We start from the raw sequence: 25,318 nt of genomic DNA, 5'->3' as shown, positions 1-25,318 counted from the left end.
AAGGCCGGCCATGCCCACAGCCGGGGCCGAACAGGCCGCCGCGGACCGCGTCTTCGCCGCGCTCGCCAACGCCACCCGCCGCGAGGTCCTGCGGCTGCTGCGCGAGCAGGGACCCCAGCCCGTCCAGACCCTGGCCGACCACTTCGACATGCGTCGCCCGAGCCTCTCCGAGCACCTCAAAGTGCTCCGGGAGGCCGGCCTCGTGGCCGAGCAGCGCTCCGGCCGGCAGCGCATCTACCGTCTGCGCGCGGCCCCCCTCGCCGAGGTGCAGGACTGGCTCCATCCGTACGAGCGGTTCTGGCGCGAGCAATTGAAGGGCCTCGGCGATCTGCTCGACCGCATGCCCGACGATGACCCCTCATGAGCACCGAACCCGACGACGACCTGACCACCCTGCGCGTCGACCAGTTCTTCCCGCACCCGCCCGCCAAGGTCTGGCGCGCCCTGACCGACCCCGAGCTGCTCGCCCGCTGGCAGATGCCCGGCGCCGAGGACTTCCGCCTCGAGGTCGGCCACGGGTACCGGATGACCTCCGTCCCGCGTCCCAACGCCCGTTTCTCCGGCGTCGTGGAAGTGCGGGTGCTCGCCTACGACATCGAGCGGATGCTGTCCCTCCGCTGGGCGGATGCCGATCCCGCCAACCCCGCCGACTGGACCGTCACCTGGACCCTGGAACAGGAAGGGCGCGGTACGCGTCTGTTCCTTGTGCACGCGGGGTTCGACCCGGACGATCCGGCTCAGCTGATGGCGCGGACGATCATGGGCGGAGGGTGGAGGGGGCATGTCCTACCGGCTCTCGGGCAGACGCTGGAGCAGCTCCGATAGGGGTGCTGACGGCGCGGACGTCACAACTGTAATCGCGGGAACACCCCTCGTGCACGTGCATCTGCTCACGCATCTGCATATGAAGAAGGTTATGATCCGGGTCAGTTGACCACAGCATCTATGGCCACATCAGCCAGTGCACCACCGGGGAGCGACCTGTGGACCGCGACGTTGACGGCGTGTACGGGGGGTACGACGTGTACAACGGCATGGCTGCCACGCAGCTGGACGGAGTGGCCTGGCAGAAGAGCAGGCACAGCAACTCGCAGGGTTCCTGCGTGGAGTTCGCGCGGCTGCCGGGCGGCGAGGTGGCCGTACGCAACTCGCGTTTCCCGGACGGCCCGGCGCTCGTCTACACGCGCGCGGAGATCGAGGCGATGCTCCTCGGCGTCAAGGACGGCGAGTTCGACCACCTGGTGGCGAGCTGATGCCCTGACGGCGCATGGACGTGCGTGGCAACGATGTCGGTGGCGGCCGGCAGGGGCGTAGGCGTCGGTGACGCGCGTAGACAACGGGCGTCCGTAGGTGCCGTACCGCCTCAGTCGGCCGTCCGCAGTCGGAACAGTGCCCAGACGACCTTGCCCTGGAGGGTGCCGGCGAGCGGGTGCCAGCCCCAGCTGTCCGCGAAGGAGTCGACCAGGAACAGGCCGCGTCCGGACTCGGCGGAGAAGTCGTCCGAGTCGCGCGGCACCGGTGTCTCGTGGCTCGGGTCGCGCACCGCGCACACCAGCCGCTCGCTCCAGCACAACAGGTGCAGCCGCACGGACTGGGCGTGTTCGGGGCATCCCGCCTCGGTGGGCAGGCCGTGCCGCAGGGCGTTGGTGACGAGTTCGGAGACGACCAGGCATATGTCGTCGAAGCGGTCGCCGACGTCCCACTGGTCGAGGGTGCCGCGGGTGAAGCGCCGGGCCTCGCGCACCGCCTCGTAACGGGCGGGCAGGGCGCAGGAGGCGGCGTTGGACACGGCCGCGGGGTCCAGTGGCGGAAGGCCCTGCCGTAACGGCTTGAGCATGGTCGATCCATTCGTCCCCATGCGAGGCACTCCCGGGTGTTCGCGGTCATAGCGATGCAGCGGTGGCGCGGCACCATGGTTTCGGATGCGGGAAGCAGATGCAAGGGCAGATGCACGTGCACGCGACCGAAATAGCCCCTCCCGTACCGCTTCTTGGCCATTTTTTCCGCCATCCTCGCGGCGGTTTCCGTCAGTGGTCCTGACCTCTTCCCGACCACAGGCAGGCGGAAACGGCCGACGTCTTTCCGTTTCCGTAACCGGACGAGTACTGCTCGAAGTGTTTTAGTGGCAGACTGACGGGCCCTGAAGACGGTTGGGGAGGCTGGCGAACGTGAGCGCGGGAGAGCCCGGATCGGTGGTGCGGCGGATGCTGCTCGGCTCGCAACTCAGGCGACTGCGGGAAGCGCGAGGCATCACGCGCGAGGCGGCGGGTTACTCGATCCGCGCCTCCGAGTCGAAGATCAGCCGGATGGAGCTGGGCCGGGTGAGCTTCAAGACCAGAGACGTCGAAGACCTGCTGACGCTGTACGGCGTCACCGACGAGGCGGAGCGCCAGTCGCTTCTCTCCCTCGCCCGCGAGGCCAACGTGGCGGGCTGGTGGCACAGTTACACCGATGTCCTGCCCAGCTGGTTCCCCACCTATGTGGGCCTGGAGGGCGCCGCCTCGCTGATCCGTGTCTACGAGGTGCAGTTCGTGCACGGCCTGCTGCAGACCGAGGAGTACGCGCGCGCGGTGGTCCGGCGCGGCATGAAGGGCGCGAGTGCCGGCGACGTCGAGCGGCGGGTCGCCCTGCGCCTGGAGCGGCAGAAGTACCTGCTCGCCAAGAACGCCCCCGAGCTCCACATCGTCCTCGACGAGGCGGCCCTGCGCCGCCCCTACGGTGACCGCCAGGTGATGCGCGGCCAGCTCCAGCACCTCATCGACGTCTCCGAGCGGCCCAACGTGCGGTTGCAGGTCATGCCGTTCGGCTTCGGCGGGCACTCCGGCGAGAGCGGTGCCTTCACCATCCTCAGCTTCCCCGACACCGATCTGTCCGACGTGGTGTACATGGAGCAGCTGACCAGCGCCCTCTACCTGGACAAGCGCGAGGACGTCGCCCAGTACGAGCAGGCGCTGAAGGAACTGCAGCAGGACAGCCCGGGCCCCGACGAGAGCCGGGACCTGCTCCGCGGACTCCTTCAACTGTCCTGACCTGTTCCCTCAACTCCCTTCAATCACAAGTACGATGACGTGCGATCAGGCATGGCGTAGTTCTGGTGGCCGCTAGCGATTGAGGGATCAGATGTCGTCCTACTTCACCGACTTGGCCCAGCAGTACATCGACGGCGAGTGGCGTCCGGGCACCGGCTCCTGGGACGTGATCGACTTCAACCCGTACGACGACGAGAAGCTGGCCTCGATCACGGTGGCCACGGTCGACGAGGTGGACCAGGCCTACCGGGCCGCCGCCCGCGCCCAGAAGCAGTGGGCCGCGACCAACCCCTACAGCCGGCGCGGGGTCTTCGAGCGGGCGCTCAGGCTGATCGAGGACCGCGAACAGGAGATAGCCGACCTGATCATCGCGGAACTGGGCGGCACCCGCGTGAAGGCCGGCTTCGAGCTGCACCTCGCCAAGGAGTTCCTGCGCGAGTCGATCCACCTCGCGCTGCGGCCCGAGGGCAGAATCCTGCCCTCGCCGGCCGACGGCAAGGAGAACCGCGTCTACCGGGTGCCGGTGGGTGTCGTGGGCGTGATCAGCCCGTTCAACTTCCCCTTCCTGCTGTCGCTGAAGTCGGTCGCCCCGGCGCTGGCGCTCGGCAACGCCGTCGTCCTCAAGCCGCACCAGAACACCCCGATCGCCGGCGGCACCCTGATCGCGAAGATCTTCGAGGAGGCCGGGCTGCCCGGCGGCCTGCTCAACGTCGTCGTGACGGACATCGCCGAGATCGGTGACGCGTTCATCGAGCACCCGGTCCCGAAGGTCATCTCCTTCACCGGCTCGGACAAGGTCGGCCGGCACGTCGCCACCGTCTGTGCCGCGAACTTCAAGCGCTCGGTGCTCGAACTGGGCGGCAACAGCGCCCTGGTGGTGCTGGACGACGCCGACATCGACTACGCGGTGGACGCGGCGGTCTTCAGCCGGTTCGTCCACCAGGGCCAGGTCTGCATGGCCGCGAACCGGGTCCTCGTCGACCGCTCGGTCGCCGACGAGTTCACGGAGAAGTTCGTCGCCAAGGTCCGCACCCTGAAGGTGGGCGACCCGCGCGACCCGCAGACCGTGATCGGCCCGGTGATCAACTCCCAGCAGGCGAACGCCGTCTCCGGCACGGTCGAGCAGGCGCTCACCGAGGGCGCCACCGCCCTCGTCCGGGGCGGCACCTCCGGAAACCTGGTCGAGCCCAGTGTGCTCACCGGCGTCCCCGCCGACTCCGCGCTGCTCCAGCAGGAGGTGTTCGGCCCGGTGGTCTTCCTCGTCCCGTTCGACGGCGAGGAGGACGCGGTCCGGATCGTCAACGACACTCCGTACGGCCTCAGCGGTGCCGTGCACACGGGCGACATCGAGCGGGGTGTCGCCTTCGCCAAGCGGATCGACACCGGCATGTTCCACGTGAACGACGGCACGGTCCACGACGAGCCGATCGTCCCCTTCGGCGGCGAGAAGCACTCCGGCATCGGCCGCCTGAACGGCGAGACGACGCTGGAGGCCTTCACCACCGTCAAGTGGATCTCGGTGCAGCACGGCCGGAGCGGGTTCCCGTTCTGAGGTTCCGAGGTTCTCGGAGCGGGCGGGCCCAAGCGGACAGGATCTGACCTACTGGGCCCGTACTGTCCTCGTTGTCAGGGCAGGAGGCCCGGCGAACCGAGGGAAGGCGGCACGGTCATGGTCAAGCACGTACCGGCGGAGACCCAGGGCGACGAGCGCGGGGCGCTGCTCGCGTTCATCGAGGAGCAGCGCGGCGGCGTCCGCCGGGCCCTGCTCGGGCTGACGGACGAGCAGGCCCGCACCCGCCCCAGCGCCAGCGAACTGTCCCTGGGCGGGCTGCTCAAGCACGTCGCCGAGGTCGAACAGAGCTGGATCGCCCGCGCCAAGCAGGAGCCCCCGGCGATCCGGCGCGACGAGTCGAACTGGCACGAGACCTTCCAGCTGATCGGCGACGAGACGGTCGCCTCCCAGCTCGCGTACTGGGAGCAGGTCGCCGCCGAGACGGAGAAGTTCATCCGCTCGGTGCCGAGCCTGGACGACAGCTTCCCGCTGCCGCCCGACCCCTGGTTCCCGCCGCAGGGCCGGGTGTCGCTGCGCTGGCTGTGCCTGCACCTGATCCGCGAGACGGCCCGGCACGCCGGCCACGCCGACATCATCCGCGAGTCCCTGGACGGGAAGACCGCGTTCGAGCTGGTGGCCCTGGAGGAGGGCACGTCCTGGGGGTGACCGCAAGGCCCGGGGCCTGCCCTGGACCCCATGCCGGGGATCCGTCTGCTCGTGCTGGGCGCCGTCCCTGCGGGCGCCGTCCGCCGGCACGGGCGGCCCCACGGCTACCAGGTGCGCGGCGACCTGGAGTACCGGGGCGCGCGCGAGTGGTCCAACGCCGAGCCGGGCTCGATCCGCCACGCCCCAGAAGCGGATGGCCGAGCAGGGACTGCTGCACGCGCACGAGACCGCGCCGTCCACGGCCGTTGGGGGCCGGGAGCACCCCGGGCCGAGGCACTGGAGCTGCTGCCGGAGCGGATCCGCACGGCCCACTCCGACGCGGTCCGGACCCACGGGCTCGTCGACAGCCTGGAGGCGGGTGCCTGCACCGTCGCCGCGGCGAGGGCGAACCCTTCGGCCTGGTGACGGCATGCGCGGGCCGGTGGCGGCAGGCGCGGCCCAGGGGGCTTCGTTCGGGTCAGCCCGGGTCCGTGACGCCCGGCACGGCGTCGTCGGACCACCGAGTACGCCCGGTACGCGGGTGATCCTCCGCCGTGCGATGCACCGCACCGGACGCCGCGGCCCGATCCGCCCTGATCCGAACGAAACCCCCTAGTGGTGGAAGCTGGTGGCCGCCTCCTTGTCACGGGTGAGCGGATGCTGCTGCCGGCGCAGCTCCGGCAGCAGCCGGGTCAGGTCGTCCACCAGCAGGTCGGCCAGGTCGTGGGAGAAGCCGTTGCGGCACACGATCCGCAGGACGGCCAGATCCTCCCGGTTCGCCGGGAAGGCGTACGCGGGCACCAGCCAGCCGCTCTCGCGCAGCCGCCGGGAGACGTCGAAGACGTCGTACGACGTGACGTCGTCGGTCGTGGTGAGCGCGAAGACCGGCAGCTCGTCCCCGCGCGTGAGCAGCCGGAAGTCACCGAGGGCCTCGATCCGGCCGGCCAGCGAGCGCGCCACGTCCCGTGTCGACTGCTGCACCGCCCGGAACCCCTCGCGGCCCAGCCGCAGGAACGTGTAGTACTGCCCGACCACCTGGGCGCCCGGCCGGGAGAAGTTCAGCGCGAAGGTCGGCATGTCGCCGCCCAGGTAGTTGACCCGGAAGACCAGCTCCTCGGGCAGCGCCTCCTTGTCCCGCCACAGCGCCCAGCCGACGCCCGGGTACACCAGCCCGTACTTGTGCCCCGAGGTGTTGATCGACGCCACGCGCGGCAGGCGGAAGTCCCACACCAGGTCCTCGTCCAGGAAGGGCGCCACCATCGCGCCGGACGCCCCGTCCACGTGCACCGGGATGTCGAGTCCGGTGCGCTCCTGCAGGGCGTCCAGGGCCGCGCACAGCTCGGCGATCGGCTCGTAGGAACCGTCGAACGTCGAGCCGAGGATGCCGACGACCCCGATGGTGTTCTCGTCGCACAGCTCGGCCGCCGCCTGCGGGTCCAGGTGGAAACGGTCGCCCTCCATGGGCACCAGCCGGGCCTCCACCTCCCAGAAGTTGCAGAACTTCTCCCAGCACACCTGGACGTTGATGCCCATCACCAGATTGGGGCGCGCACCCGGATACCGGTCGGCGTTGCGCTGCATCCAGCGGCGCTTGAGCGCCATCCCGGCGAGCATGCAGGCCTCGCTCGACCCCGTCGTCGAACAGCCCACCGCCGCCGCTGGATCCGGCGCGTTCCACAGATCGGCGAGCATCGCCACGCAACGCCGCTCCAGTTCGGCCGTGCGCGGGTACTCGTCCTTGTCGATCATGTTCTTGTCCCGGCACTCCGCCATCAGCACCCCGGCCTGCGGCTCCATCCAGGTGGTGACGAAGGTGGCCAGGTTCAGCCGGGAGTTGCCGTCCAGCATCAGCTCGTCGTGCACCAACTGGTAGGCGGTGTTCGGCGCCAGCGGGACGTCGGGGAGCCGGTGCGTGGGCGGCGCCTCGGTCATACCGGCGACCGGGTTGGCCTCCCCGAAGAAGGGGTTGACCGAGACCTGCCGCTCTTGGTGCTTCTCGGGACCTTTGTGCAGGGCCATGGGTGCCTCCTCTCGGCCACCATAGGCGGACGGCCCGGACCGGACATCCGGAACGACCCGGACTCCGTACCCGGAGCGATCCCGGATGCGGACCACGGCGAGCCCGGGCTTGCACCTCACGTCACGTGAGGCCTCAGCGTGGACGGCGTACCGACGACAAGGAGCGGAAGACGTGAGCTACTCCGTGGGACAGGTCTCGGGGTTCGCCGGCATCACGGTGCGCACCCTGCACCACTACGACGAGATCGGCCTGCTCGTGCCCAGCGAGCGCACGTACGCCGGCCACCGGCGCTACAACGACGCCGACCTCGACCGGCTCCAGCAGATCCTGTTCTACCGGGAGCTCGGCTTCCCGCTCGACGAGGTCGCGACCCTGCTCGACGACCCGGACGCCGACCCGCGGGCGCATCTGCGCCGCCAGCACGAACTGCTGACCGCCCGGATCGAGAAGCTGCAGAAGATGGCCGCGGCCGTGGAGCACGCCATGGAGGCACGCACGATGGGCATCAACCTCACCCCGCAGGAGCGCTTCGAGGTGTTCGGGGACAAGGACCCCTTCAACGAGGAGTACACCGAGGAGGCGGAGCAGCGCTGGGGCGACACCGAGGCCTGGGCCGAGTCCCAGCGCCGCGCCGCGAGCTACACCAAGGAGGACTGGAAGCGGATCAAGGACGAGGTCGACGACTGGCAGGCGAGGTACGCCGCCCTCATGGCCGCCGGGGAGGAGCCGTCCGGCGAGGCGGCCATGGACATGGCGGAGGAACACCGGCAGCACATGAACAGGTGGTTCTTCGAGGTCCCGTACGAGATGCACCGGTGCTTCGGGGAGATGTACGTCTCCGACGAGCGCTTCAAGGCGTACTACGACGCCATGGGCCCCGGCCTCGCCGAGCACCTGCGCGACGCGATCCTCGCCAACGCCGACCGGCACACCGGCTCCTGACCGGTCCTGGCCCGGGAGTGCACGGGGCTCACTCCCGGGCCAGGACCACCGCCGTGCCGTAGGCGCACACCTCGGTGCCCACGTCCGCGGCCTCCGTCACGTCGAACCGGAACATCAGCACCGCGTTGGCCCCACGCGCGCGTGCCTGCTCCACCAGCCGCTCCATGGCCTGGTTGCGGGTCTGCACGAGCGTCTTGGTGAGCCCCTTCAGCTCGCCGCCGATCATCGACTTCAGTCCGGCGCCGATCTGGCTGCCGAGGTGCCGGGAGCGCACGGTGAGCCCGAAGACCTCGCCCAGTACCTGGTGCACCCGGTATCCGGGCACGTCGTTCGTCGTCACGACCAGCACGTCCGGCTGGGGCCCCTGGCCGCCGCCGTAGTCATCGAGTCCCATGAGTCACAGCTTTCTCCCAGTCACCACACAGTGCATCCTGGAGACGCTGGTGGAACCCGGGGCGGTCACCTCGCGTTGATAGCTTTGTGCGGCACCCCCGACGTCCAGCCGCCGCAGCCGCCTTCACCCCCAGGAGCCCGGACCCGTGATGACACTCGCCCTCGGCCCGAGCTGGATGGACCCCAACTATCTGCTCAACACGTACAGCATCTGGGGTCTGCTGCTCGTCGTCTTCGCCGAGTCCGGCCTGCTCATCGGCTTCTTCCTGCCCGGCGACTCGCTGCTGTTCACCTGCGGTCTGCTGATCACCTCCCACCAGATGCACTTCCCGCTGTGGGGGGCGATCGCCCTGATCTGCCTCGCCGCGATCCTGGGCGACCAGGCGGGCTACATGTTCGGCAAGAAGGTCGGCCCGTCCCTGTTCAACCGCCCGGACTCGCGCCTGTTCAAGCAGGAGAACGTCACCAAGGCGCACGAGTTCTTCGAGAAGTACGGCCCGAAGTCCCTGGTCCTGGCCCGCTTCGTGCCCATCGTGCGCACCTTCACGCCGATCATCGCGGGCGTCAGCGGCATGAAGTACCGCTCGTTCCTGCTCTTCAACGTCATCGGCGGCGTGCTGTGGGGCGCGGGCGTCACCCTGCTCGGCTCGTGGCTGGGCAACATTCCCTTCGTCAAGGACAACATCGAGGCGATCCTCATCCTGATCGTCCTCGTCTCGGTGATCCCGGTCGCGATCGAGCTGCTGCGGGCCCGCGGCAAGCAGAAGAAGCCCGCCGAGGCCGCCCCGCAGCCCCCGCGCCGCACCGAGGCCCCCCGGTACCAGCAGCCCCCCGCGATGGACACGGCCACGACCCAGCTTCGCCGTATCGAGCCCGACCAGCCGTACGAGCACCAGGAGCAGGACCAGCCGCACTGGCACCAGGGTGGCTACGACAACCAGTACGACCAGTACGACAACCAGCACTACGACCGGCAGCAGTACCCGCCGCAGCAGCCCTACGGCGAGCAGCAGCCCTACGGCGGGCAGCAGCCCTACGGCGGGCAGCAGCCCTACGGGGAGCAGCAGCCCTACGGGGAGCAGCAGCCGTACGACCAGCACCAGTACCCGTACGACTACCGCCGGCAGTAGCCACCCCGGGGGTGGAGACGCCGAGTCCCTAGAAGCCTCGGGTCCGCTTCGCAGCCCTCCGCTTCCCGGCGGAGCCGACCCGCAGGAACAGCCGGAACACCTCCGACCCCAGATTCACCCCGATCGCGATCGCCAGGGCCAGGGACGCCGCGTTGGCCAGCGACACCAGCCCCTTGTCCACCTCGTTCTGGGCCATGTTGAGCAGCCCGAAGTACGTGGCGGAACCGGGCAGCAGCGGACCGATCGCCGCCGTCGTGTACGGCAGCGCGGAGGCGAACCGGTAACGCGACAGCAGCTGCCCGAAGAGCCCCACCAGTCCCGCCGCCACCGCCGTGGACGCCACCGGCGAGATGTCGGCCACGTAGTGCATCGCGCCGTACACCGTCCATGCGACGCCCCCGTTGAGCGTCACCCACAGCACGGTCGACCGCTCCTGCTGCAGCAGCACCGCGAAGGTGAGGGACAGCAGCATCGACGCCGCGATCTGGATCAGCGGCCGTTCATTGATGATCAGCCCCGCGTCCGGGTTCAGCTTGCCGCCGACCTTCACGCCGAAGTACAGGACGATCAGCACACCGGTGACGATGCCGACGAAGAAGTACATGACCTCCAGCAGGCGTGCCGAGGCCGTGATGTAGAAGCCGGTCAGACCGTCCTGCACGCCCGCCACCAGCGCCCGCCCGGGCAGCAGCGCGAACAGCCCACCGGTGACGACCGCGGACGCCTTCACGTCGACGTGCGCCAGCGCGAACGCCACCCCGATCGCCGCGGGCGGCATCGCCGCGACCGTGAACTGGTAGAACTCCGGCAGTCCGCGTCCCGCGCACAGCCAGGCCAGCCGGTCGCCGAGCATCGCGCCGACGGCCGCCGCGACGAACACGATCAGATCACCGCCGACCAGCACGGACGCCGCACCGGCAAGCAGGCCGCCGGCCAGGGTCAGCGCCCAGCCCGGGTAGGGGTGGCGGTTGCGTCGGATCTCGGCCAGCCGCCGGTAGGCCTCCTCCAGCGAGACATGGGTCTCGGCGTCGGTCAGGTCGTCCACCAGCCGGAAGACGGCCGCCAGCCGCGTGTAGTCGGTGCCCCGCCGCCGGACCGTCCGGGACGCCGTCACCGGGTCCTCGACCAGGGACGGCTGGTGGGAGATCGACAGCAGCGTGAAGGTGACCGTCGGCTCGCAGCGGTCCAGGCCGTACGACCGGCACACCGCGAACATCGCGGCCTCCACGTCCTCCGCGCCCTCACCGCCCGCGAGCAGCAGCTCACCGATACGCAGGGTCAGGTCGAGGACGCGCGGTACCGCCGGCCCCTCCTCCTCGCCGCGCTGCACCTGCTCCGGCGCGGGCCGCTCGGCCACCGGCATCCGCAGCATCGTGCGCATCCGGTCCTGCCACGGCGCGTCCTTGACCAGGCTGACCAGCGGCATCCCCGTGGCCGGCGTGAAGGCGGCCGGGGCGTCCTTGGTGCTGTAGGTGCGCGGCGGGCTGAACGCCGACCCCTCCGGTTCGGGGCCCGGCGGCTGCGGCGTCTGGAGCCCCTCCGGTACGGCGAACTCGGACGTCGTCTCCGGCTCACCCACGGTCTTCGGGACGTCGAGCCCGACCGGGATGGCGAACTCCGACGTGATCTCCGGGTCGTACCGCGCCTCGTCCGACCGGGGCTTGCGGTCCTCCGCCTCCGTCACCTCGCACCGCTCCCTGAACGACACCTTCCGTAGGCCTCAGTATGCGCATGAGTACGCAGACGGGCCGCGCCACCCCACCCAGGGTGCCGCGGCCCGCGAAAGGCAAACCGGCCGGTCAGTGGCCGCCCTGCTCCTTGAAGCGCTTGTAGGACCGCTCGATCTCCGCCTCGGCGTCCGTGCGGCCGACCCAGTTGGCGCCCTCGACGGACTTGCCGGGCTCGAGGTCCTTGTACACCTCGAAGAAGTGCTGGATCTCCAGGCGGTCGAACTCCGAGACGTGGTGGATGTCACGCAGGTGCTCCACACGCGGGTCGGTGGCCGGAACGCACAGCAGCTTGTCGTCGCCGCCCGCCTCGTCCGTCATCCGGAACATGCCGATCGCACGGCACTTGATCAGGCAACCCGGGAAGGTCGGCTCGTCCAGGATGACCAGCGCGTCCAGCGGGTCGCCGTCCTCGCCGAGGGTGTTCTCGACGAAGCCGTAGTCGGTCGGGTAGGCGGTCGAGGTGAAGAGGCGACGGTCCAGGCGGATCCGACCGGTCTCGTGGTCCACCTCGTACTTGTTGCGCGAACCCTTCGGGATCTCGATCGTGACGTCGAACTCCACCGGTGGCTCCTCCATGATCAGCACATAGTTCTGGTGGTTAAGTGTCCCTCACGCAGGTGTGTGATCGCGAAAGGGGCTGGTGGTCGTGCCAGAGCTGAGGCCTTGGCGGGCCGCGAAACCGCAGGTGGTGCGGATCGCGAACGCCGTGCGACCCCGTCTGGCGAAGGCCGTGACGGCCGCACGACCGCGGGTCGCGCGGTTGACGCGGAGCCTTCGGCCCCGGCCCGTGCACCTCCCCCGTCCGCGGACCGTCAGGACCTGGCAGTACGCCGCGGGCGCCGCCACGGCCGGCCTCGCACTGGCCGCCGGAGTGGTGACCGCGGCAGGTCCCTGGGACGCCAACGGTCAGCGTACGGCCGAGCGGGACCGGGCCGCCGCACTGGAGCGGTCAGGTGGCACAGATCACGGCGGCCGGGGCACCCCCCGCCCCGCGCCCAGCGCCGGACCCGTCCTGACGGGCCTGGGCCGCGTCACGGGCGCCGTGGACACCAAGAAGGCCGCCCCGGGCGCCAAGGCGCTCACGGACGTCCTGGGGCCCCTCCTGGGCGCCTCCGCGCTCGGCGGCACCCACACGGCCGCTGTCGTCGACGTGGCCACCGGCAAGCGCCTGTACGGCGTCGACTCCGGCAAGGCCCTCACCCCCGCCTCCACGACCAAGATCGCCACCGCCGTCGCCGCCCTGTCCGCGCTCGGCCCCGACCACCGCCTCACCACCCGCGCCGCCCTCGAACCCGACACCGGCGAACTCGTCCTGGTCGGCGGCGGCGACCCCACGCTCACCGCACACGCCCAGCCCGACGGCTGGGCGAGCCTGCGGACCCTGGCGACGGACACCGCCGCCGCCCTGCGCGAGCGGGACATCCACAAGGTCACGCTCTCCTACGACACGACCCTCTACACCGGCCCCGCGCTGCACCCCATCGGCGTGAACGACAACCTCGCCCCCGTCAGCGCCCTGACCGCCGACGAGGGCCGCACCGACAACTCCACCGCCGGGCCGGTGCGGCGCGTGGCCGACCCGGCGAAGGACGCCTCCACCAAGTTCGCCGGCTTCCTCAAGGCCGCCGGCATCACCACCACACCCCCCGGCCCTTCCAAGGCCAGCACGCGCGCGGAGACCCTCGCCACGGTCTCCTCGCCCCCGCTGTCCGCCCTGGTCGAGCGCATGCTCACCAACAGCGACAACGACATCGCCGAGAACCTGGCCCGCCGGACGGCCCTGGCGAGCGGCGAACCCGGCAGCTACGACGGCGGCGCGAAGGCGATCGCCGCACGGCTGACCAAGCTGGGCCTGCCCATGACCGGCGCCTCCTTCCACGACGGCAGCGGCCTCGACCGCGACGACCGGCTCACCGCCGACCTCCTGACCGCCCTCCTGGTCACCGCCGGCGACCCCGGCCGCCCCGGCCTGCGCCCCGTCCTCACCGGCCTGCCCGTCGCCGGCTTCACCGGCACCCTGACCAGCCGCTACACCGACGGCGCGGCCGGCCTCGTCCGCGCCAAGACCGGCACCCTGACCGGCGTCAACACTCTGGCGGGCACCCTCGTGGACCGGGACGGCCGCCTCCTGGCCTTCGCCTTCCTGGCCTCGGGCACGACCGACCCGATGCAGGCCCAGTCGGCCCTCGACCGGACGGCCACGGCACTCGCGGCATGCGGCTGCGGCCAACCGGGCTGATCCGCACGAAGCCCGTCGGAGCCGTCCCTGCCGACCGGGCCGGCGCCCGGACCCGCCCCGCCCGGCGCCGCCCCGACACAACCGCCCGCCACCCACCCCGCACGGCCTGCCCCGAGCGCGAAGGGTCCCGTACGGTTGACGACATGACAGGCTTCGGTGGCACTGCCTCTCCCGGGATGGTCGACTGGAACCTCGCGGTGTCGACCGCGACACGCCTCGTACGACCCGGCCCCGACGTCAGCCGCGACGAGGCCAGGGCCGTCGTCGCCGAGCTGCGCCGGCACGCGAAAGCCTCGGAGGAACACGTCCGGGGCTTCACTCGTATGGGCACCGAGGAGACCCACGACACCCCCGTCCTCGTCGTCGACCGCCCCGGATGGGTCCGCGCCAACGTCGCCGGCTTCCGCGAGATCCTCCGGCCGCTGCTGGAGAAGATGCAGGAACGGCGCGGCAGCAACCCGGGCAGCGCGGTCCTCGGCGCCGTCGGCGGCAAGGTCACCGGCGTGGAACTCGGCATGCTGCTGTCGTTCCTGTCCTCCCGCGTCCTCGGCCAGTACGAGACCTTCGCCCCCGCCACCCGCGACCTGCCCGCCGGCGCCACCGGCGGCGGCCGGCTGCTGCTCGTCGCCCCGAACATCGTCCACGTCGAGCGCGAACTCGACGTCGACCCGCACGACTTCCGCCTGTGGGTGTGCCTGCACGAGGAGACCCACCGCACCCAGTTCACGGCCGTGCCCTGGCTCCGCGACCACCTCGAGGGCGAAATCCAGTCGTTCTTGGCCGAGACCGACGTCGACCCGATGACCTTCCTGGAGCGCATCCGGGACGCCGCCCAGTCCCTCGCCGGAGGCCGCCCCGAGGGCGAGGAGGACGACGGCGGTCACTCCTTCGTCGAACTGGTGCAGACCCCCGCCCAGCGCGAGATCCTCGGCCGCCTCACCGCCGTCATGTCCCTCCTGGAGGGCCACGCCGACCACGTCATGGACGGCGTCGGCCCCAGCGTCGTACCGTCCGTCGCCGAAATCCGCGAGAAGTTCCAGCAGCGCCGCGCCAAGGGCGCCTCCCGCCTCGACCTCGCCCTGCGCAAACTGCTGGGTCTGGATGCCAAACTGAGGCAGTACCGCGACGGCGAGCGGTTCGTCCGCGCCGTCGTCGAGGAGGTCGGCGTGGACGGCTTCAACCGCGTGTGGACCTCGCCCAACACCCTCCCCACCAAAGCGGAGATCGCCAAACCGGCGGACTGGGTCGCACGGGTGCACCGCAGGGCCGAGTCGTGAACGCCACACGTGGGTCGTGAACCGATTCCGGCCGACGGCAGGCGAACGCCCCTTCAATCACCCGTCCGAGGGACCGTGAGCCATGCGTAGGCGTGCAATGCTCGGGGAACGGCCCGGTTCTGTCACCATCTACACACTCTGAGTGACCGGCCTCGGGCTCACCCCCCGAAAACTTCATGAAGGGAACCGGACATGGGTCCCCATCCTGCGGTCGCGGCGATACGCCTGGCGGTCCGCCGCGCCCTCCACGACATCCTCAACGACATCCAGGTCTCCGGCGAGCACCCGGACACCCCCGGCCACCGGCCGGACCAGAGAACCGAGCGGCTTGCCTCCCCGCTCGTGCTCGTCGCGTGTTCCGGCGGCGCCGACTCCATGGCCCTCGCCTCCGCCCTCGCCTTCGAGGCCCCCAAGCTCGGCATCCGCGCCGGCGGCGTCACCGTCGACCACGGCCTGCAGCCCGGCTCCGACCTCCGCGCCGCCGAGGTCGTCCTGCGCCTGCGCGAACTCGGCCTCGACCCCGTCGAGTCCGCCGCCGTCACCGTCGGCCGCGAGGGAGGGCCCGAGGCCGCCGCCCGCGACGCCCGCTACGCCGCCCTCGACACGATCGCCGAGCGGCACGGGGCCACCGCGATCCTGCTCGGCCACACCCGGGACGACCAGGCCGAAACCGTCCTGCTGGGCCTCGCCCGCGGCTCGGGCATCCGCTCCCTGTCCGGAATGGCCGCGGTCTCGGGGGCCGGCGGCCGTTACCGGCGGCCCTTCCTGCACCTCGACCGGCAGACCGCCCGCAAAGCCTGCATGGTCCAGTCCCTGCCCGTCTGGGACGACCCGCACAACGCCGACCCGGCCTACACCCGCTCCCGGCTCCGGCACGAGGGCCTGCCCGCCCTGGAGAAGGCCCTCGGCAAGGGAGTCGTCGAGGCACTCGCCCGCACCGCCCAGCTCTCCCGGGACGACGCCGACGCCCTCGACGCCTGGGCCAGCCAGGCCGAGGCCTCCGTACGGGACGCCACCGGCCTGCTTGAGTGCGCCAAGCTGTACGCGCTGCCGCCCGCCGTACGCCGCCGGATCCTGCGCCGCGCGGCCATCGAGGCCGGCGCCCCGGCCGGTTCGCTGTTCGCCCGGCACATCGAGGAAGTCGACCGTCTGATCACCGGCTGGCGCGGTCAGGGAGCCATCAATCTCCCGGGCAAAGTCGTCGCCCAGCGACAGGGTGGCAGACTGGTGATTCGGCAAGGCTGAATCCCGACCTCGCGGAGCGACCCTCCGGCGGCCGGTCCGGGCAGCCGGTGGCCGTGATCTGCGGCCGTAAGTGCGGGACGACCGAAAGTGATGCGGGTGGACGCGAAAGACATGGGTGCCGACCTCCAGCAGGTGCTCATCACCAAGGAAGAGATCGACGCGAAGCTGGCCGAGCTGGCCGCGAAGATCGACGCGGAGTACGCGGGCAAGGACCTGCTCATCGTCGGCGTCCTCAAGGGCGCCGTGATGGTCATGGCGGACCTCGCCCGGGCGCTGTCCACCCCCGTCACCATGGACTGGATGGCCGTGTCCTCCTACGGCGCGGGCACCCAGTCCTCCGGTGTCGTGCGGATCCTCAAGGACCTCGACACCGACATCAAGGGCAAGCACGTCCTGATCGTCGAGGACATCATCGACTCCGGCCTGACCCTGTCGTGGCTGATCAACAACCTGGGCTCCCGCGAGCCCGCGACGCTGAAGGTGTGCACCCTGCTGCGCAAGCCGGACGCCGCCAAGGTCGCCATCGACGTGGAATGGGTCGGGTTCGACATCCCGAACGAGTTCGTCGTCGGCTACGGGCTCGATTACGCCGAGAAGTACCGCAATCTGCCGTTCGTCGGTACGCTCGCGCCTCACGTCTACGGCGGCTGAGCCACTCGGTCCAAGCCCAGTAGGACGATCGGGAACCCCGGCGGGTTCCGTTCCGTTGAAGCATGCAGAGACGGCTTTCCCAGCCCTCGAAGCAGCTTCGTGCGGCTTCGGACAACCATGCTGGGGTACCGTCAGAAGAACTGTCTTATCAAACTCACTATGGCAGGAGGGACGGGGCGGCACCGCTCCGTATGGATGGACGTGAAGCGATACTTCCGTGGGCCGGTCATGTGGATCGTGCTGGCCGTCCTTGCCGTGGTCGTGTTGATGCAGGTCGTCGGCTCGTCCGGCGGCTACAAGACGGTGGACACCGGCCAGGTCGTTGCGGCGATCAATGACAACAGGGTCCAGTCGGCCAAACTGACCACAGGCGACGAACAGACCATCAAGGTCACCCTCAAGGACGGGCAGAAGGTCGACGGCAGCTCGAAGATCCAGGCGAGCTACATCGGCGACCAGGGTGTGACCGTCGCCGGCATGCTGCAGGAGAAGTACCAGCACAAGCAGATCCCGAACGGCTACACGGTCTCGCCGTCGAAGCAGAACCCGTTCGTCGGCGTCCTGCTCTCCCTGCTGCCCTTCGTCCTGATCGTCGTCGTCTTCCTGTTCCTGATGAACCAGATGCAGGGCGGCGGCTCCCGGGTCATGAACTTCGGCAAGTCCAAGGCCAAGCTCATCACCAAGGACACCCCGAAGACGACCTTCTCCGACGTCGCCGGCTGTGACGAGGCCGTCGAGGAGCTCCACGAGATCAAGGAGTTCCTGCAGGAGCCGGCCAAGTTCCAGGCCGTCGGCGCCAAGATCCCCAAGGGTGTGCTGCTCTACGGCCGCCCGGGTACCGGCAAGACCCTGCTCGCGCGTGCCGTGGCCGGCGAGGCGGGCGTCCCCTTCTACTCGATCTCCGGTTCGGACTTCGTCGAGATGTTCGTCGGTGTCGGTGCCTCCCGCGTCCGTGACCTGTTCGAGCAGGCCAAGGCGAACGCCCCGGCGATCGTCTTCGTCGACGAGATCGACGCGGTCGGCCGCCACCGCGGCGCCGGCCTCGGCGGTGGTCACGACGAGCGCGAGCAGACCCTGAACCAGCTGCTGGTCGAGATGGACGGCTTCGACGTCAAGGGCGGCGTCATCCTGATCGCCGCCACCAACCGCCCCGACATCCTCGACCCGGCGCTGCTCCGCCCCGGTCGCTTCGACCGCCAGATCGCGGTCGACCCGCCGGACCTGCAGGGCCGCCTGGAGATCCTCAAGGTCCACCAGAAGGGCAAGCCGGTCGCGCCCGACGTCGACCTGGCCGCCGTCGCCCGCCGCACCCCCGGCATGACCGGCGCCGACCTGGCCAACGTCCTCAACGAGGCCGCGCTGCTCACGGCCCGGGGCGACCAGAAGCTGATCGACAACAAGGCGCTGGACGAGGCGATCGACCGCGTGGTCGCGGGCCCGCAGAAGCGGACCCGGATCATGTCGGACAAGGAGAAGAAGATCACCGCGTACCACGAGGGCGGGCACGCCCTGGTCGCGGCGGCCTCCCCGAACTCCGACCCGGTCCACAAGATCACGATCCTGTCCCGCGGCCGTGCCCTCGGTTACACGATGGTCCTGCCCGACGAGGACAAGTACTCGACCACGCGCAACGAGATGCTCGACCAGCTCGGCTACATGCTGGGCGGCCGCGCCGCCGAGGAACTGGTCTTCCACGACCCGACCACCGGCGCCGCGAACGACATCGAGAAGGCCACCAACCTGGCCCGCGCGATGGTCACCCAGTACGGCATGACCGAGCGGCTCGGCGCCATCAAGTTCGGCGGCGACAACAGCGAGCCGTTCCTCGGCCGTGAGATGGCGCACCAGCGCGACTACTCGGAAGAGGTCGCCGCGCTGGTGGACGAAGAGGTCAAGAAGCTCATCGAGAACGCGCACAACGAGGCCTGGGAGATCCTGGTCGAGAACCGCGACGTGCTCGACAACCTGGTCCTGGCCCTCCTGGAGAAGGAGACGCTGGGCAAGGAGGAGATCGCCGAGATCTTCGCCCCGGTCGTCAAGCGCCCGCCGCGGCCCGCCTGGACCGGCTCCTCCCGCCGCACCCCGTCCACCCGCCCGCCGGTGCTCTCCCCGAAGGAGCTGGCACTGACGAACGGCGCGAACGGCGCGACGGCCGCGATCAGCACGGCCAAGTCCACGGCAACGGAGTCGTCCCCGATGACGGACAAGACCCCGGAGGACCGCTCCGAGAGCTGAGCGTGTTCCGGCCACCAGGGCCGGAATGGATGCCGCGACCCTCAGGTTCTAGCCTGGGGGGCGCGGCATTTTCGCATGGCCGCAGAGAGCGCGCGTGTCCCGCACGCGTGCCAGCCAGAGGAACGAGGAACCAGATGACCGACCCGGTGACGCTGGACGGTGAGGGCCTGATCGGCGAGTTCGACGAGAAGCGCGCCGAGAACGCCGTACGGGAGCTGCTGATCGCGGTCGGCGAGGACCCGGACCGCGAGGGTCTTCGGGAGACGCCGGCGCGGGTGGCGCGGGCGTACAGGGAGATCTTCGCCGGGCTGTGGCAGAAGCCCGAGGACGTGCTGACGACGACGTTCGACCTGGGACACGACGAGATGGTCCTGGTGAAGGACATCGAGGTCTACAGCACCTGTGAACATCATTTGGTGCCGTTCCACGGGGTTGCGCACGTCGGGTACATCCCGTCGACGTCGGGGAAGATCACGGGCCTGTCCAAGCTGGCCCGCCTCGTGGACGTCTACGCCCGTCGGCCCCAGGTGCAGGAACGGCTCACCACGCAGATCGCGGACTCCCTGATGGAGATCCTGGAGCCGCGCGGCGTCATCGTGGTCGTCGAGTGCGAGCACATGTGCATGTCCATGCGTGGTATCCGCAAGCCGGGTGCGAAGACCATAACGTCCGCCGTGCGCGGTCAGCTGCGGGACGTCGCCACCCGCAACGAGGCCATGAGCCTCATCATGGCGCGCTGAGCCTGCTGGTACTTCCGCTCACCCGGAGGCGGCGGTCAGGCCACCGGCTCCGCGCCCGTGTGGTTCTCGTCGTCGTCCTCCGGGAGCTTGCACACGCGCTCCAGGAACAGGGCCGCCGCTATCACGGCGATTCCGGCCAGGACCGAGAATCCGGCGTAGATGGCCTGGTCGCGGCGGACGGGGATGTCGAGGAGTTCCAGCAGGAAGACGCCCGTGCCGCCGTACATGCCGGCGACCAGCGCCGCGACCAGCGCGCTCGCCTGGCCGAAGACGACCGCCCGGGCGGCCATCAGGGGGTCGACACCCTTCGCGCCCGGGCGGCGCTCGCGCTGGGCCTTGAACCGGGCCCGCAGCGACAGCGCCGTCGAGAGCAGCACCGCGGCGATCAGGGCGAGGACGATGGGCGCGGCCAGAGGGACGCTGGGAAGGGTCCCGATCGAGTTCCAGAGGCGGGCGCCCGCCCAGGACAGGATCCCGGCCACGACGAACACGCCGACCAGCACCCTGATGCGCAGCTCTCTCACGGTGTCCCTTCAGTTCCCCCGGACCGGCCCGGACCGCGGTCGTGTCGACCTTTGCCGTCTTGACCTTAACGACTACTCGGGCAGTCGGAGTTCCAGGTCCGCGCGGGCCTCCACGCCGTCACGGGTGACGGCCGTCAGCAGATCGGCGACCGTGCCGCGGCCCGGCAGCTGGGCCTGGGGGTCCACGTCGTACCAGGGCGCGAGCACGAAGGCGCGCTCGTGGGCGCGCGGGTGGGGCAGGGTGAGGTGCGGGTCGTCGGAGGTGACGTCGGCGTAGGCGACGATGTCGACGTCCAGGGTGCGCGGCCCCCAGCGCTCGTCACGCACGCGGTTGAAGGCCTCTTCCACGGCGTGGGCCCGCTCCAGCAGGGAGGAGGGGGGCAGGGTGGTCTTGAGCAGCACCACCGCGTTGTAGTACGACGGCTGGCTGCCGGGCGCCACGCCCCACGGCTCGGTCTCGTAGACCGGCGAGACGGCTTTCACGCGGAGACCCGGGGTGTCCTCCAGCGCGTCGACGGCGCCCTGGAGGGTCTCCAGGCGGTTGCCGAGGTTGGCGCCGATGGAGATGACGGCCCATTTCGGGTTCTGCAGGGTCGTGTCGGCGGCGTCGACCTTCTCGACGACCGAGGCGGGCACCGGCTGGACGGTCGGGTCGCTGTGACCCTGAAGGAAAGGTCGGGTCATACTCGGCTCCGGGTGATGGTGACGGTCACGTCGTCGAAGGGGACGGTGATCGGCGCGTCCGGCTTGTGGACGCAGACCTCGACCTGCTGGACCCCTTCGTGCTTCAGGCAGGTCTGGGCGATCCGCTCGGCGAGTGTCTCGATGAGGTCCACCGGCTCGCCCTCGACCACGGCCACGACCTCCTCGGCCACGATGCCGTAGTGCACGGTCTTCGCCAGGTCGTCGTCGGCCGCGGCCGGTCGGGTGTCCAGGCCGAGGACGAGGTCCACGATGAAGGTCTGGCCCTCCTCGCGCTCCTTGGGGAAGACACCGTGGTGCCCGCGGGCCTTCAGGCCGCGCAGCGCGACACGATCCACGCGAATCACTCCTGCAATCGTCGGGAACGGCCGGTCCGTACCGCGTGCGGGCGATGCACCGGCCTCTGACGAATCTACCTGCGGGCACTGACAAAGCGGGGCCATGGGGGCGTGTGCCCGGGCCGGGACCCGGAGCGTTCACCGGGCGTTTCCCCCGGGGAACCGGGCCGCGTCATGGACTGGAAGCCGCTCCTACCCCGGGGTAGGTGATTCCAACCACCTCTCTGTCCCTGCGGGGCGCCTGCCCGCTCAGGCGAGGGGGTCGTCGTCCGGATTCACGCCGTTCACGCCGCCGTCGCCGTCGCCGGTGTCGTCGGTCTCGGCGAGGACGGGGGAGGCGTGGTGGGACCAGAGCTTCCAGCCGGAGGGTGTGCGCCGGAAGACGTTCGTGGCGACCACGAGCTGGCCGACGAGGGGGCCGAGCTCCTCGCCGCCCTCGGGGGCGGGCCCGCCGCTGAGGATGTTCTCCGTGCAGGTCACGAGCGCGGTGTCACCGGTGACGGAGACGTGCACGTCGGTGAGGAAGAACTGGATGTAGTCGGTGTTGGCCATGATCAGCGCGTACGACCTGAGGACCTCGCCGCGGCCGGTGAGGACCGGCCAGCCGGGGTGCACGCAGGAGATCACGCCGGTGTCCGCGGGGTCGTGGTACTGCTCGTCCACGCCCAGGTCGGCCGGGGTGAGCCAGAGGGTGGAGACCTCGTCGAAGTCGCCGCGTTCGAGTGCCTCGTAGAAGGCGGTGTTGGCGGCCTCCACCTGTTCGACATCGGTATGGGGGGCGCTCACCGCGCTCCTTCCGCCCCACGTCCGTCACCGGCCTCCGGCGCCCGCCCGGCACCGTCCGCCCGATCTTCACCACCCGCGCCCGGCGCGCGACCCGCATCATGCGCCCGAGGCGAGCTTCCCGCGCCCGGCGTGCGGTCGGCGACCTGCGCCCCGTCTTCGCCCGCCGCACGGGCACGTTCGTCCCCCTTCACGGAGCCCGCCGTCCGCGCTCCTTCCACGGCGCGGGCCACGCGGACCGCGTCCGCGGTGGCGCGTACCTCGTGGACGCGCACCGCCCAGGCGCCGGCGTGCGCGGCGAGGGCGGAGACGGCGGCCGTGGCGGCGTCCCGCTCCCGGGCCGGCGGGGGCGCGCCTTCGGGGCCTGCGAGGACGCGGCCGAGGAACCGCTTGCGGGAGGCGGCCACGAGCATGGGGTGGCCGAGGGCGCGCAGGCGGTCGAGGTGGGCCAGGAGGACGAGGTCGTGCTCGGCCTCCTTGGAGAAGCCGAGGCCGGGGTCGACGACGATGCGGTCGGGGGCGATGCCGCCCGCCAGAACGGCCTCCACGCGCGCGTGCAGCTCGTCCACGACTTCGCTGACGACGTCCTCGTACGTCCCCTTGACGTTGCCGCCCTGGAGGAAGCCGCGCCAGTGCATGACGACGAACGGGGCGCCCGCGGCGGCGACCACCGGGATCATCGCGGGGTCGGCGAGGCCGCCGCTGACGTCGTTGACGAGGGCGGCGCCGGCCGCGAGGGACTGCTCGGCGACGGAGGCGCGCATGGTGTCGACGGAGACGACGACGCCTTCCGAGGCCAGGCCGCGCACGACGGGGATGACGCGCCGCAGTTCCTCGGCCTCGTCCACGCGGGTGGCGCCGGGCCGGGTGGACTCGCCGCCGACGTCGACCAGGTCCGCGCCCTGGGCGACCAGGTCCAGGCCGTGCTTGACGGCGATGGTCGTGTCGAACCAGCGGCCGCCGTCGGAGAAGGAATCGGGGGTCACGTTCACGACTCCCATGACCGCGCACCGGTCCCATGCCGGAAGGCCTGTCACTCGGCCGCGCCCGCTGAGGTTGTTCATACGTTCAGCGTAGGCCCAGCAGGGTGACGGGAACGCGCGGCGGCCCGGGCGGAGGCCCCTGTGCCGGAGGGGGTGGAACGTCCGCCCGGCCCGTCCGGACCGTACCGCTCGGTCCTGCGGCCGGACCTGTGCCCGGTCCAGGGCCCGGTCCAGGGCCCGGCCCTGCACCCGGTCCCGAGCCCGGTCCTGGGTTCACTCCGCGCCCGGTCCCCCGCCCTGTGGCCACGCGACTCAGGCGGCGCGGACGTCCCGTTCGGCCATCGCGTGCGCGCAGGGGCGCTCTGCGGCCGTACGGCGCCGGCGCAGGAAGCGCGGCAGCGGCAGGGCGAGGTTGACGAAGCCTTCGGCCTGCATGGTGGCGAAGCCGATGCGCGGCAGGTCGGTGGTGGCGCGGTAGACGATGAACCGGGGCTCCCAGCGCGGCTGGAACTTGGCGTTGAACTTGTACAGCGACTCGATCTGGAACCAGCGGGAGAGGAACACCAGCAGCCCGCGCCAGGCGCGCAGCACCGGTCCGGCGCCGATCTTCTCCCCGCGCGCGAGGGCGGAGCGGAACATGGCGAAGTTCAGCGAGACCCGGGTGATGCCGAACTTCGAGGCGGACTGCAGGGCGGCCACGATCAGCAGTTCGTTCATGCCGGGGTCCGCGCTGCGGTCGCGGCGCATGAGGTCCAGGGAGGCGCCGTCCGCGCCCCAGGGCACGAAGTGCAGGATCGCCTTCAGGTCGCCGTACTCGCCGGGCTCGTCGTCCTGCTTGTGCGCGGTGGCGATCAGGCAGTCGCCGTCGGCGGGGTCGCCGACGCGGCCGAGCGCCATGGAGAAGCCGCGCTCGGTGTCGGTGCCGCGCCAGTCCTCCGCCGCCCGGCGGATCCGCTCCAGCTCGGCCTCGCCGAGGTCACGGATGCGCCGGACCCGGGTTTCGTAGCCGGCCCGCTCGATGCGCTTGACCATCTGGCGCACGTTGCGCATCGCGCGTCCGGCGAGTGAGAAATCCGCGACGTCCACCACCGCCTCGTCACCCAGTTCCAGGGCGTCCAGGCCGGTCTCGCGGGTCCACACCTCGCCGCCGGTCTCCGAGCAACCGACGACCGCCGGCGTCCAGGAGTGCGCCTTGGCCTCGTCCATGAAGCGCTCGATGGCGCCCGGCCAGGCCTCGACGTCGCCGATCGGGTCGCCGCTGGCGAGCATCACGCCGGAGATGACGCGGTAGGTGACGGCGGCCTTGCCGCTGGGGGAGAAGACGACGGCCTTGTCGCGGCGGAGCGCGAAGTGGCCGAGGGAGTCGCGGCGTCCGTGCTTCTCCAGCAGCGCCCGCAGCTTCACCTCGTCGTCCTCGGTGAGGCGTGCGGCCGGGTGCTCGGGGCGGAAGGCCAGGTAGATGGTGGTCACGGCGGTGATCCAGCCGAGGGCGCCGAGGGAGAAGGCGACGGTCCAGGAGGTGTTGCCCTGGTAGTCGACCGGGCCCTCGAACCCGAACAGGCCGTAGACGACGTGCGTCAGCCGGTCGGCCAGGCTCGGGTCACCGATCGTGCGGTGCGGGTGGACGCTGACGATGACGAGTCCGAGCATCAGCGAACCGGCGCTCATGAGGACGAAGTTGGCGAGCGCGCGCCACCTGCTGCGCGGGTCGGGCAGTGCCGCGAACTCGCTGCGGTGACGCAGCAGCGGGACGAGCAGCGCGACCGCTATGGCCATGCCGACGAGCGAGTGCCGGTAGGCGAACTGGGCCGCCGCGCCCGCCGGCAGCAGTGCGACCGCGGCACGCCAAGCCCGGCGCTTGCGCCGTTTGAGCCCGTGCGCGAGCAGCAGCAACAGCACGCCCGCGCTGAGCGAGAGAGCCGCGGCGAAGGGCCCGAACGAGCCCGGCAGCACCTCGGCTATGGCGTGCATACGGCTGTGCCGGAAGCGCGGGAACACGCCCGCGGCAATGTCCAGGGCGCCCACGATCGCGGCCGCCCTGCTGACCAGAGTGGGAACGGCTTCGGGGCGCGGGCCACGCATTATGCGCCGCGCCCGGCTTGATCGGCTCGGAACCTCGCCCGACATTTCCCCATCTATCCTGACAGACATCGCATCCCG

General features: G+C 70.7%; 24 protein-coding genes and 2 pseudogenes. 15 read left to right on the top strand and 11 right to left on the bottom strand.

The features are described from left to right. Positions 1 to 10: 10 nt before the first annotated feature. The 3 genes from ACIHEJ_RS31805 (at position 11) to ACIHEJ_RS31795 (ending at position 1,253) form a co-directional block, all read left to right on the top strand. Positions 11 to 364, top strand: coding sequence for an ArsR/SmtB family transcription factor (locus ACIHEJ_RS31805; protein WP_400140603.1), 354 nt, complete (start codon positions 11 to 13; stop codon positions 362 to 364). Then, positions 361 to 825, top strand: coding sequence for an SRPBCC domain-containing protein (locus tag ACIHEJ_RS31800; protein WP_400140601.1), 465 nt, complete (start codon positions 361 to 363; stop codon positions 823 to 825). The genes ACIHEJ_RS31805 and ACIHEJ_RS31800 overlap by 4 nt, the downstream gene beginning before the upstream one ends. 158 nt (positions 826 to 983) lie before the next feature. Next, the gene (locus ACIHEJ_RS31795; protein ID WP_400140599.1) at positions 984 to 1,253 is read left to right on the top strand and encodes a DUF397 domain-containing protein; all 270 of its coding nucleotides are present in this window, start codon (positions 984 to 986) and stop codon (positions 1,251 to 1,253) included. 110 nt (positions 1,254 to 1,363) lie between these two features. Here the strand turns inward: ACIHEJ_RS31795 and ACIHEJ_RS31790 are convergent, their stop codons facing one another. Next, complete coding sequence (locus ACIHEJ_RS31790) at positions 1,364 to 1,837, bottom strand: ATP-binding protein (protein ID WP_400140597.1); 474 nt, start codon at positions 1,835 to 1,837, stop codon at positions 1,364 to 1,366. Positions 1,838 to 2,204: 367 nt separating this feature from the next. Here ACIHEJ_RS31790 and ACIHEJ_RS31785 point away from each other — a divergent pair, with 367 nt between their 5' ends. The 4 genes and pseudogenes from ACIHEJ_RS31785 to ACIHEJ_RS31770 form a co-directional block, all read left to right on the top strand. Beyond that, a complete protein-coding gene (locus ACIHEJ_RS31785) occupies positions 2,205 to 3,029 on the top strand; it encodes a helix-turn-helix domain-containing protein (protein ID WP_400140837.1) in 825 nt (274 codons plus the stop codon). A gap of 91 nt (positions 3,030 to 3,120) precedes the next feature. Then, positions 3,121 to 4,581, top strand: coding sequence for an aldehyde dehydrogenase family protein (locus ACIHEJ_RS31780; protein WP_400140594.1), 1,461 nt, complete (start codon positions 3,121 to 3,123; stop codon positions 4,579 to 4,581). Between the two features lie 117 nt (positions 4,582 to 4,698). Then, positions 4,699 to 5,247: a DinB family protein gene (locus ACIHEJ_RS31775; protein ID WP_400140592.1), complete on the top strand. Its 549-nt coding sequence runs from the start codon at positions 4,699 to 4,701 to the stop codon at positions 5,245 to 5,247. A gap of 30 nt (positions 5,248 to 5,277) precedes the next feature. Then, positions 5,278 to 5,497: pseudogene (locus ACIHEJ_RS31770) on the top strand (PadR family transcriptional regulator); the annotation flags it as partial. A gap of 341 nt (positions 5,498 to 5,838) precedes the next feature. Here ACIHEJ_RS31770 and ACIHEJ_RS31765 read toward each other — a convergent pair. Then, positions 5,839 to 7,245, bottom strand: a complete 1,407-nt coding sequence (locus ACIHEJ_RS31765; RefSeq protein ID WP_400140590.1) for a glutamate decarboxylase — start codon at positions 7,243 to 7,245, stop codon at positions 5,839 to 5,841. Between the two features lie 172 nt (positions 7,246 to 7,417). Between ACIHEJ_RS31765 and ACIHEJ_RS31760 the strand changes: the two genes are divergently transcribed. After that, positions 7,418 to 8,188, top strand: a complete 771-nt coding sequence (locus ACIHEJ_RS31760; RefSeq protein ID WP_400140588.1) for a MerR family transcriptional regulator — start codon at positions 7,418 to 7,420, stop codon at positions 8,186 to 8,188. Between the two features lie 28 nt (positions 8,189 to 8,216). On the opposite strand, the gene ACIHEJ_RS31755 is transcribed toward ACIHEJ_RS31760, so the two are convergent. After that, positions 8,217 to 8,582 carry a YbjQ family protein gene (locus ACIHEJ_RS31755; protein ID WP_400140586.1) on the bottom strand — a complete coding sequence of 122 codons (366 nt, stop codon included), beginning with the start codon at positions 8,580 to 8,582 and terminating at the stop codon, positions 8,217 to 8,219. Positions 8,583 to 8,730: 148 nt separating this feature from the next. On the opposite strand from ACIHEJ_RS31755, the gene ACIHEJ_RS31750 reads away from it, so the two are divergent. Beyond that, positions 8,731 to 9,711: a VTT domain-containing protein gene (locus ACIHEJ_RS31750; protein WP_400140835.1), complete on the top strand. Its 981-nt coding sequence runs from the start codon at positions 8,731 to 8,733 to the stop codon at positions 9,709 to 9,711. Between the two features lie 28 nt (positions 9,712 to 9,739). Here ACIHEJ_RS31750 and ACIHEJ_RS31745 read toward each other — a convergent pair whose 3' ends face one another. Both ACIHEJ_RS31745 and ACIHEJ_RS31740 read right to left on the bottom strand, forming a co-directional pair. Next, positions 9,740 to 11,395 (bottom strand): threonine/serine exporter ThrE family protein, encoded by a 1,656-nt coding sequence (locus ACIHEJ_RS31745; RefSeq protein WP_400140584.1) that lies wholly within the window; start codon positions 11,393 to 11,395, stop codon positions 9,740 to 9,742. Between the two features lie 115 nt (positions 11,396 to 11,510). Then, on the bottom strand, positions 11,511 to 12,002 hold the full coding sequence (locus ACIHEJ_RS31740; protein WP_031115900.1) for an inorganic diphosphatase: 492 nt from the start codon (positions 12,000 to 12,002) through the stop codon (positions 11,511 to 11,513). A 124-nt stretch (positions 12,003 to 12,126) separates the two neighbouring features. Between ACIHEJ_RS31740 and dacB the strand changes: the two genes are divergently transcribed. From dacB to folE, 6 genes are all read left to right on the top strand, one after another. Continuing rightward, entirely contained in the window at positions 12,127 to 13,680 is a 1,554-nt protein-coding gene (dacB, locus tag ACIHEJ_RS31735; RefSeq protein WP_400140833.1) for a D-alanyl-D-alanine carboxypeptidase/D-alanyl-D-alanine-endopeptidase, read from the top strand. 176 nt (positions 13,681 to 13,856) lie between these two features. Next, a complete protein-coding gene (locus ACIHEJ_RS31730; RefSeq protein WP_400140831.1) occupies positions 13,857 to 14,957 on the top strand; it encodes a zinc-dependent metalloprotease in 1,101 nt (366 codons plus the stop codon). 192 nt (positions 14,958 to 15,149) lie between these two features. After that, a complete protein-coding gene (gene tilS / locus ACIHEJ_RS31725) occupies positions 15,150 to 16,202 on the top strand; it encodes a tRNA lysidine(34) synthetase TilS (protein ID WP_400140582.1) in 1,053 nt (350 codons plus the stop codon). 90 nt (positions 16,203 to 16,292) lie between these two features. Continuing rightward, positions 16,293 to 16,853, top strand: coding sequence for a hypoxanthine phosphoribosyltransferase (hpt, locus tag ACIHEJ_RS31720; RefSeq protein ID WP_400140580.1), 561 nt, complete (start codon positions 16,293 to 16,295; stop codon positions 16,851 to 16,853). Positions 16,854 to 17,048: 195 nt separating this feature from the next. Then, entirely contained in the window at positions 17,049 to 19,088 is a 2,040-nt protein-coding gene (ftsH, locus tag ACIHEJ_RS31715; RefSeq protein ID WP_400140578.1) for an ATP-dependent zinc metalloprotease FtsH, read from the top strand. A gap of 134 nt (positions 19,089 to 19,222) precedes the next feature. Then, complete coding sequence (folE, locus tag ACIHEJ_RS31710; RefSeq protein WP_400140575.1) at positions 19,223 to 19,828, top strand: GTP cyclohydrolase I FolE; 606 nt, start codon at positions 19,223 to 19,225, stop codon at positions 19,826 to 19,828. A 35-nt stretch (positions 19,829 to 19,863) separates the two neighbouring features. On the opposite strand, the gene ACIHEJ_RS31705 is transcribed toward folE, so the two are convergent. The 6 genes and pseudogenes from ACIHEJ_RS31705 to ACIHEJ_RS31680 all read right to left on the bottom strand — a co-directional run bounded on the left by ACIHEJ_RS31705 (position 19,864) and on the right by ACIHEJ_RS31680 (position 25,285). Beyond that, entirely contained in the window at positions 19,864 to 20,352 is a 489-nt protein-coding gene (locus ACIHEJ_RS31705; RefSeq protein ID WP_400140573.1) for a DUF3180 domain-containing protein, read from the bottom strand. 72 nt (positions 20,353 to 20,424) lie between these two features. Continuing rightward, entirely contained in the window at positions 20,425 to 21,036 is a 612-nt protein-coding gene (gene folK, locus ACIHEJ_RS31700) for a 2-amino-4-hydroxy-6-hydroxymethyldihydropteridine diphosphokinase (RefSeq protein WP_400140571.1), read from the bottom strand. Beyond that, entirely contained in the window at positions 21,033 to 21,392 is a 360-nt protein-coding gene (gene folB, locus ACIHEJ_RS31695) for a dihydroneopterin aldolase (protein ID WP_400140569.1), read from the bottom strand. Before folB ends, folK begins: the two co-directional genes overlap by 4 nt. Before the next feature lie 249 nt (positions 21,393 to 21,641). Continuing rightward, a complete protein-coding gene (locus ACIHEJ_RS31690; protein ID WP_400140567.1) occupies positions 21,642 to 22,178 on the bottom strand; it encodes a nuclear transport factor 2 family protein in 537 nt (178 codons plus the stop codon). A gap of 161 nt (positions 22,179 to 22,339) precedes the next feature. Continuing rightward, positions 22,340 to 23,239 (bottom strand): annotated as a pseudogene (gene folP / locus ACIHEJ_RS31685) (dihydropteroate synthase); the annotation flags it as partial. Between the two features lie 231 nt (positions 23,240 to 23,470). Next, positions 23,471 to 25,285 carry a phosphatidylglycerol lysyltransferase domain-containing protein gene (locus tag ACIHEJ_RS31680; RefSeq protein ID WP_400140565.1) on the bottom strand — a complete coding sequence of 605 codons (1,815 nt, stop codon included), beginning with the start codon at positions 25,283 to 25,285 and terminating at the stop codon, positions 23,471 to 23,473. Between the last annotated feature and the right edge of the window lie 33 nt (positions 25,286 to 25,318).

The organism is Streptomyces sp. NPDC052301 (assembly GCF_044593395.1).
Lineage (GTDB): Bacteria > Actinomycetota > Actinomycetes > Streptomycetales > Streptomycetaceae > Streptomyces.
The sequence above is the reverse complement of the archived record's forward strand: the minus strand, read 5'-3'. Positions and strand labels throughout refer to the sequence as shown.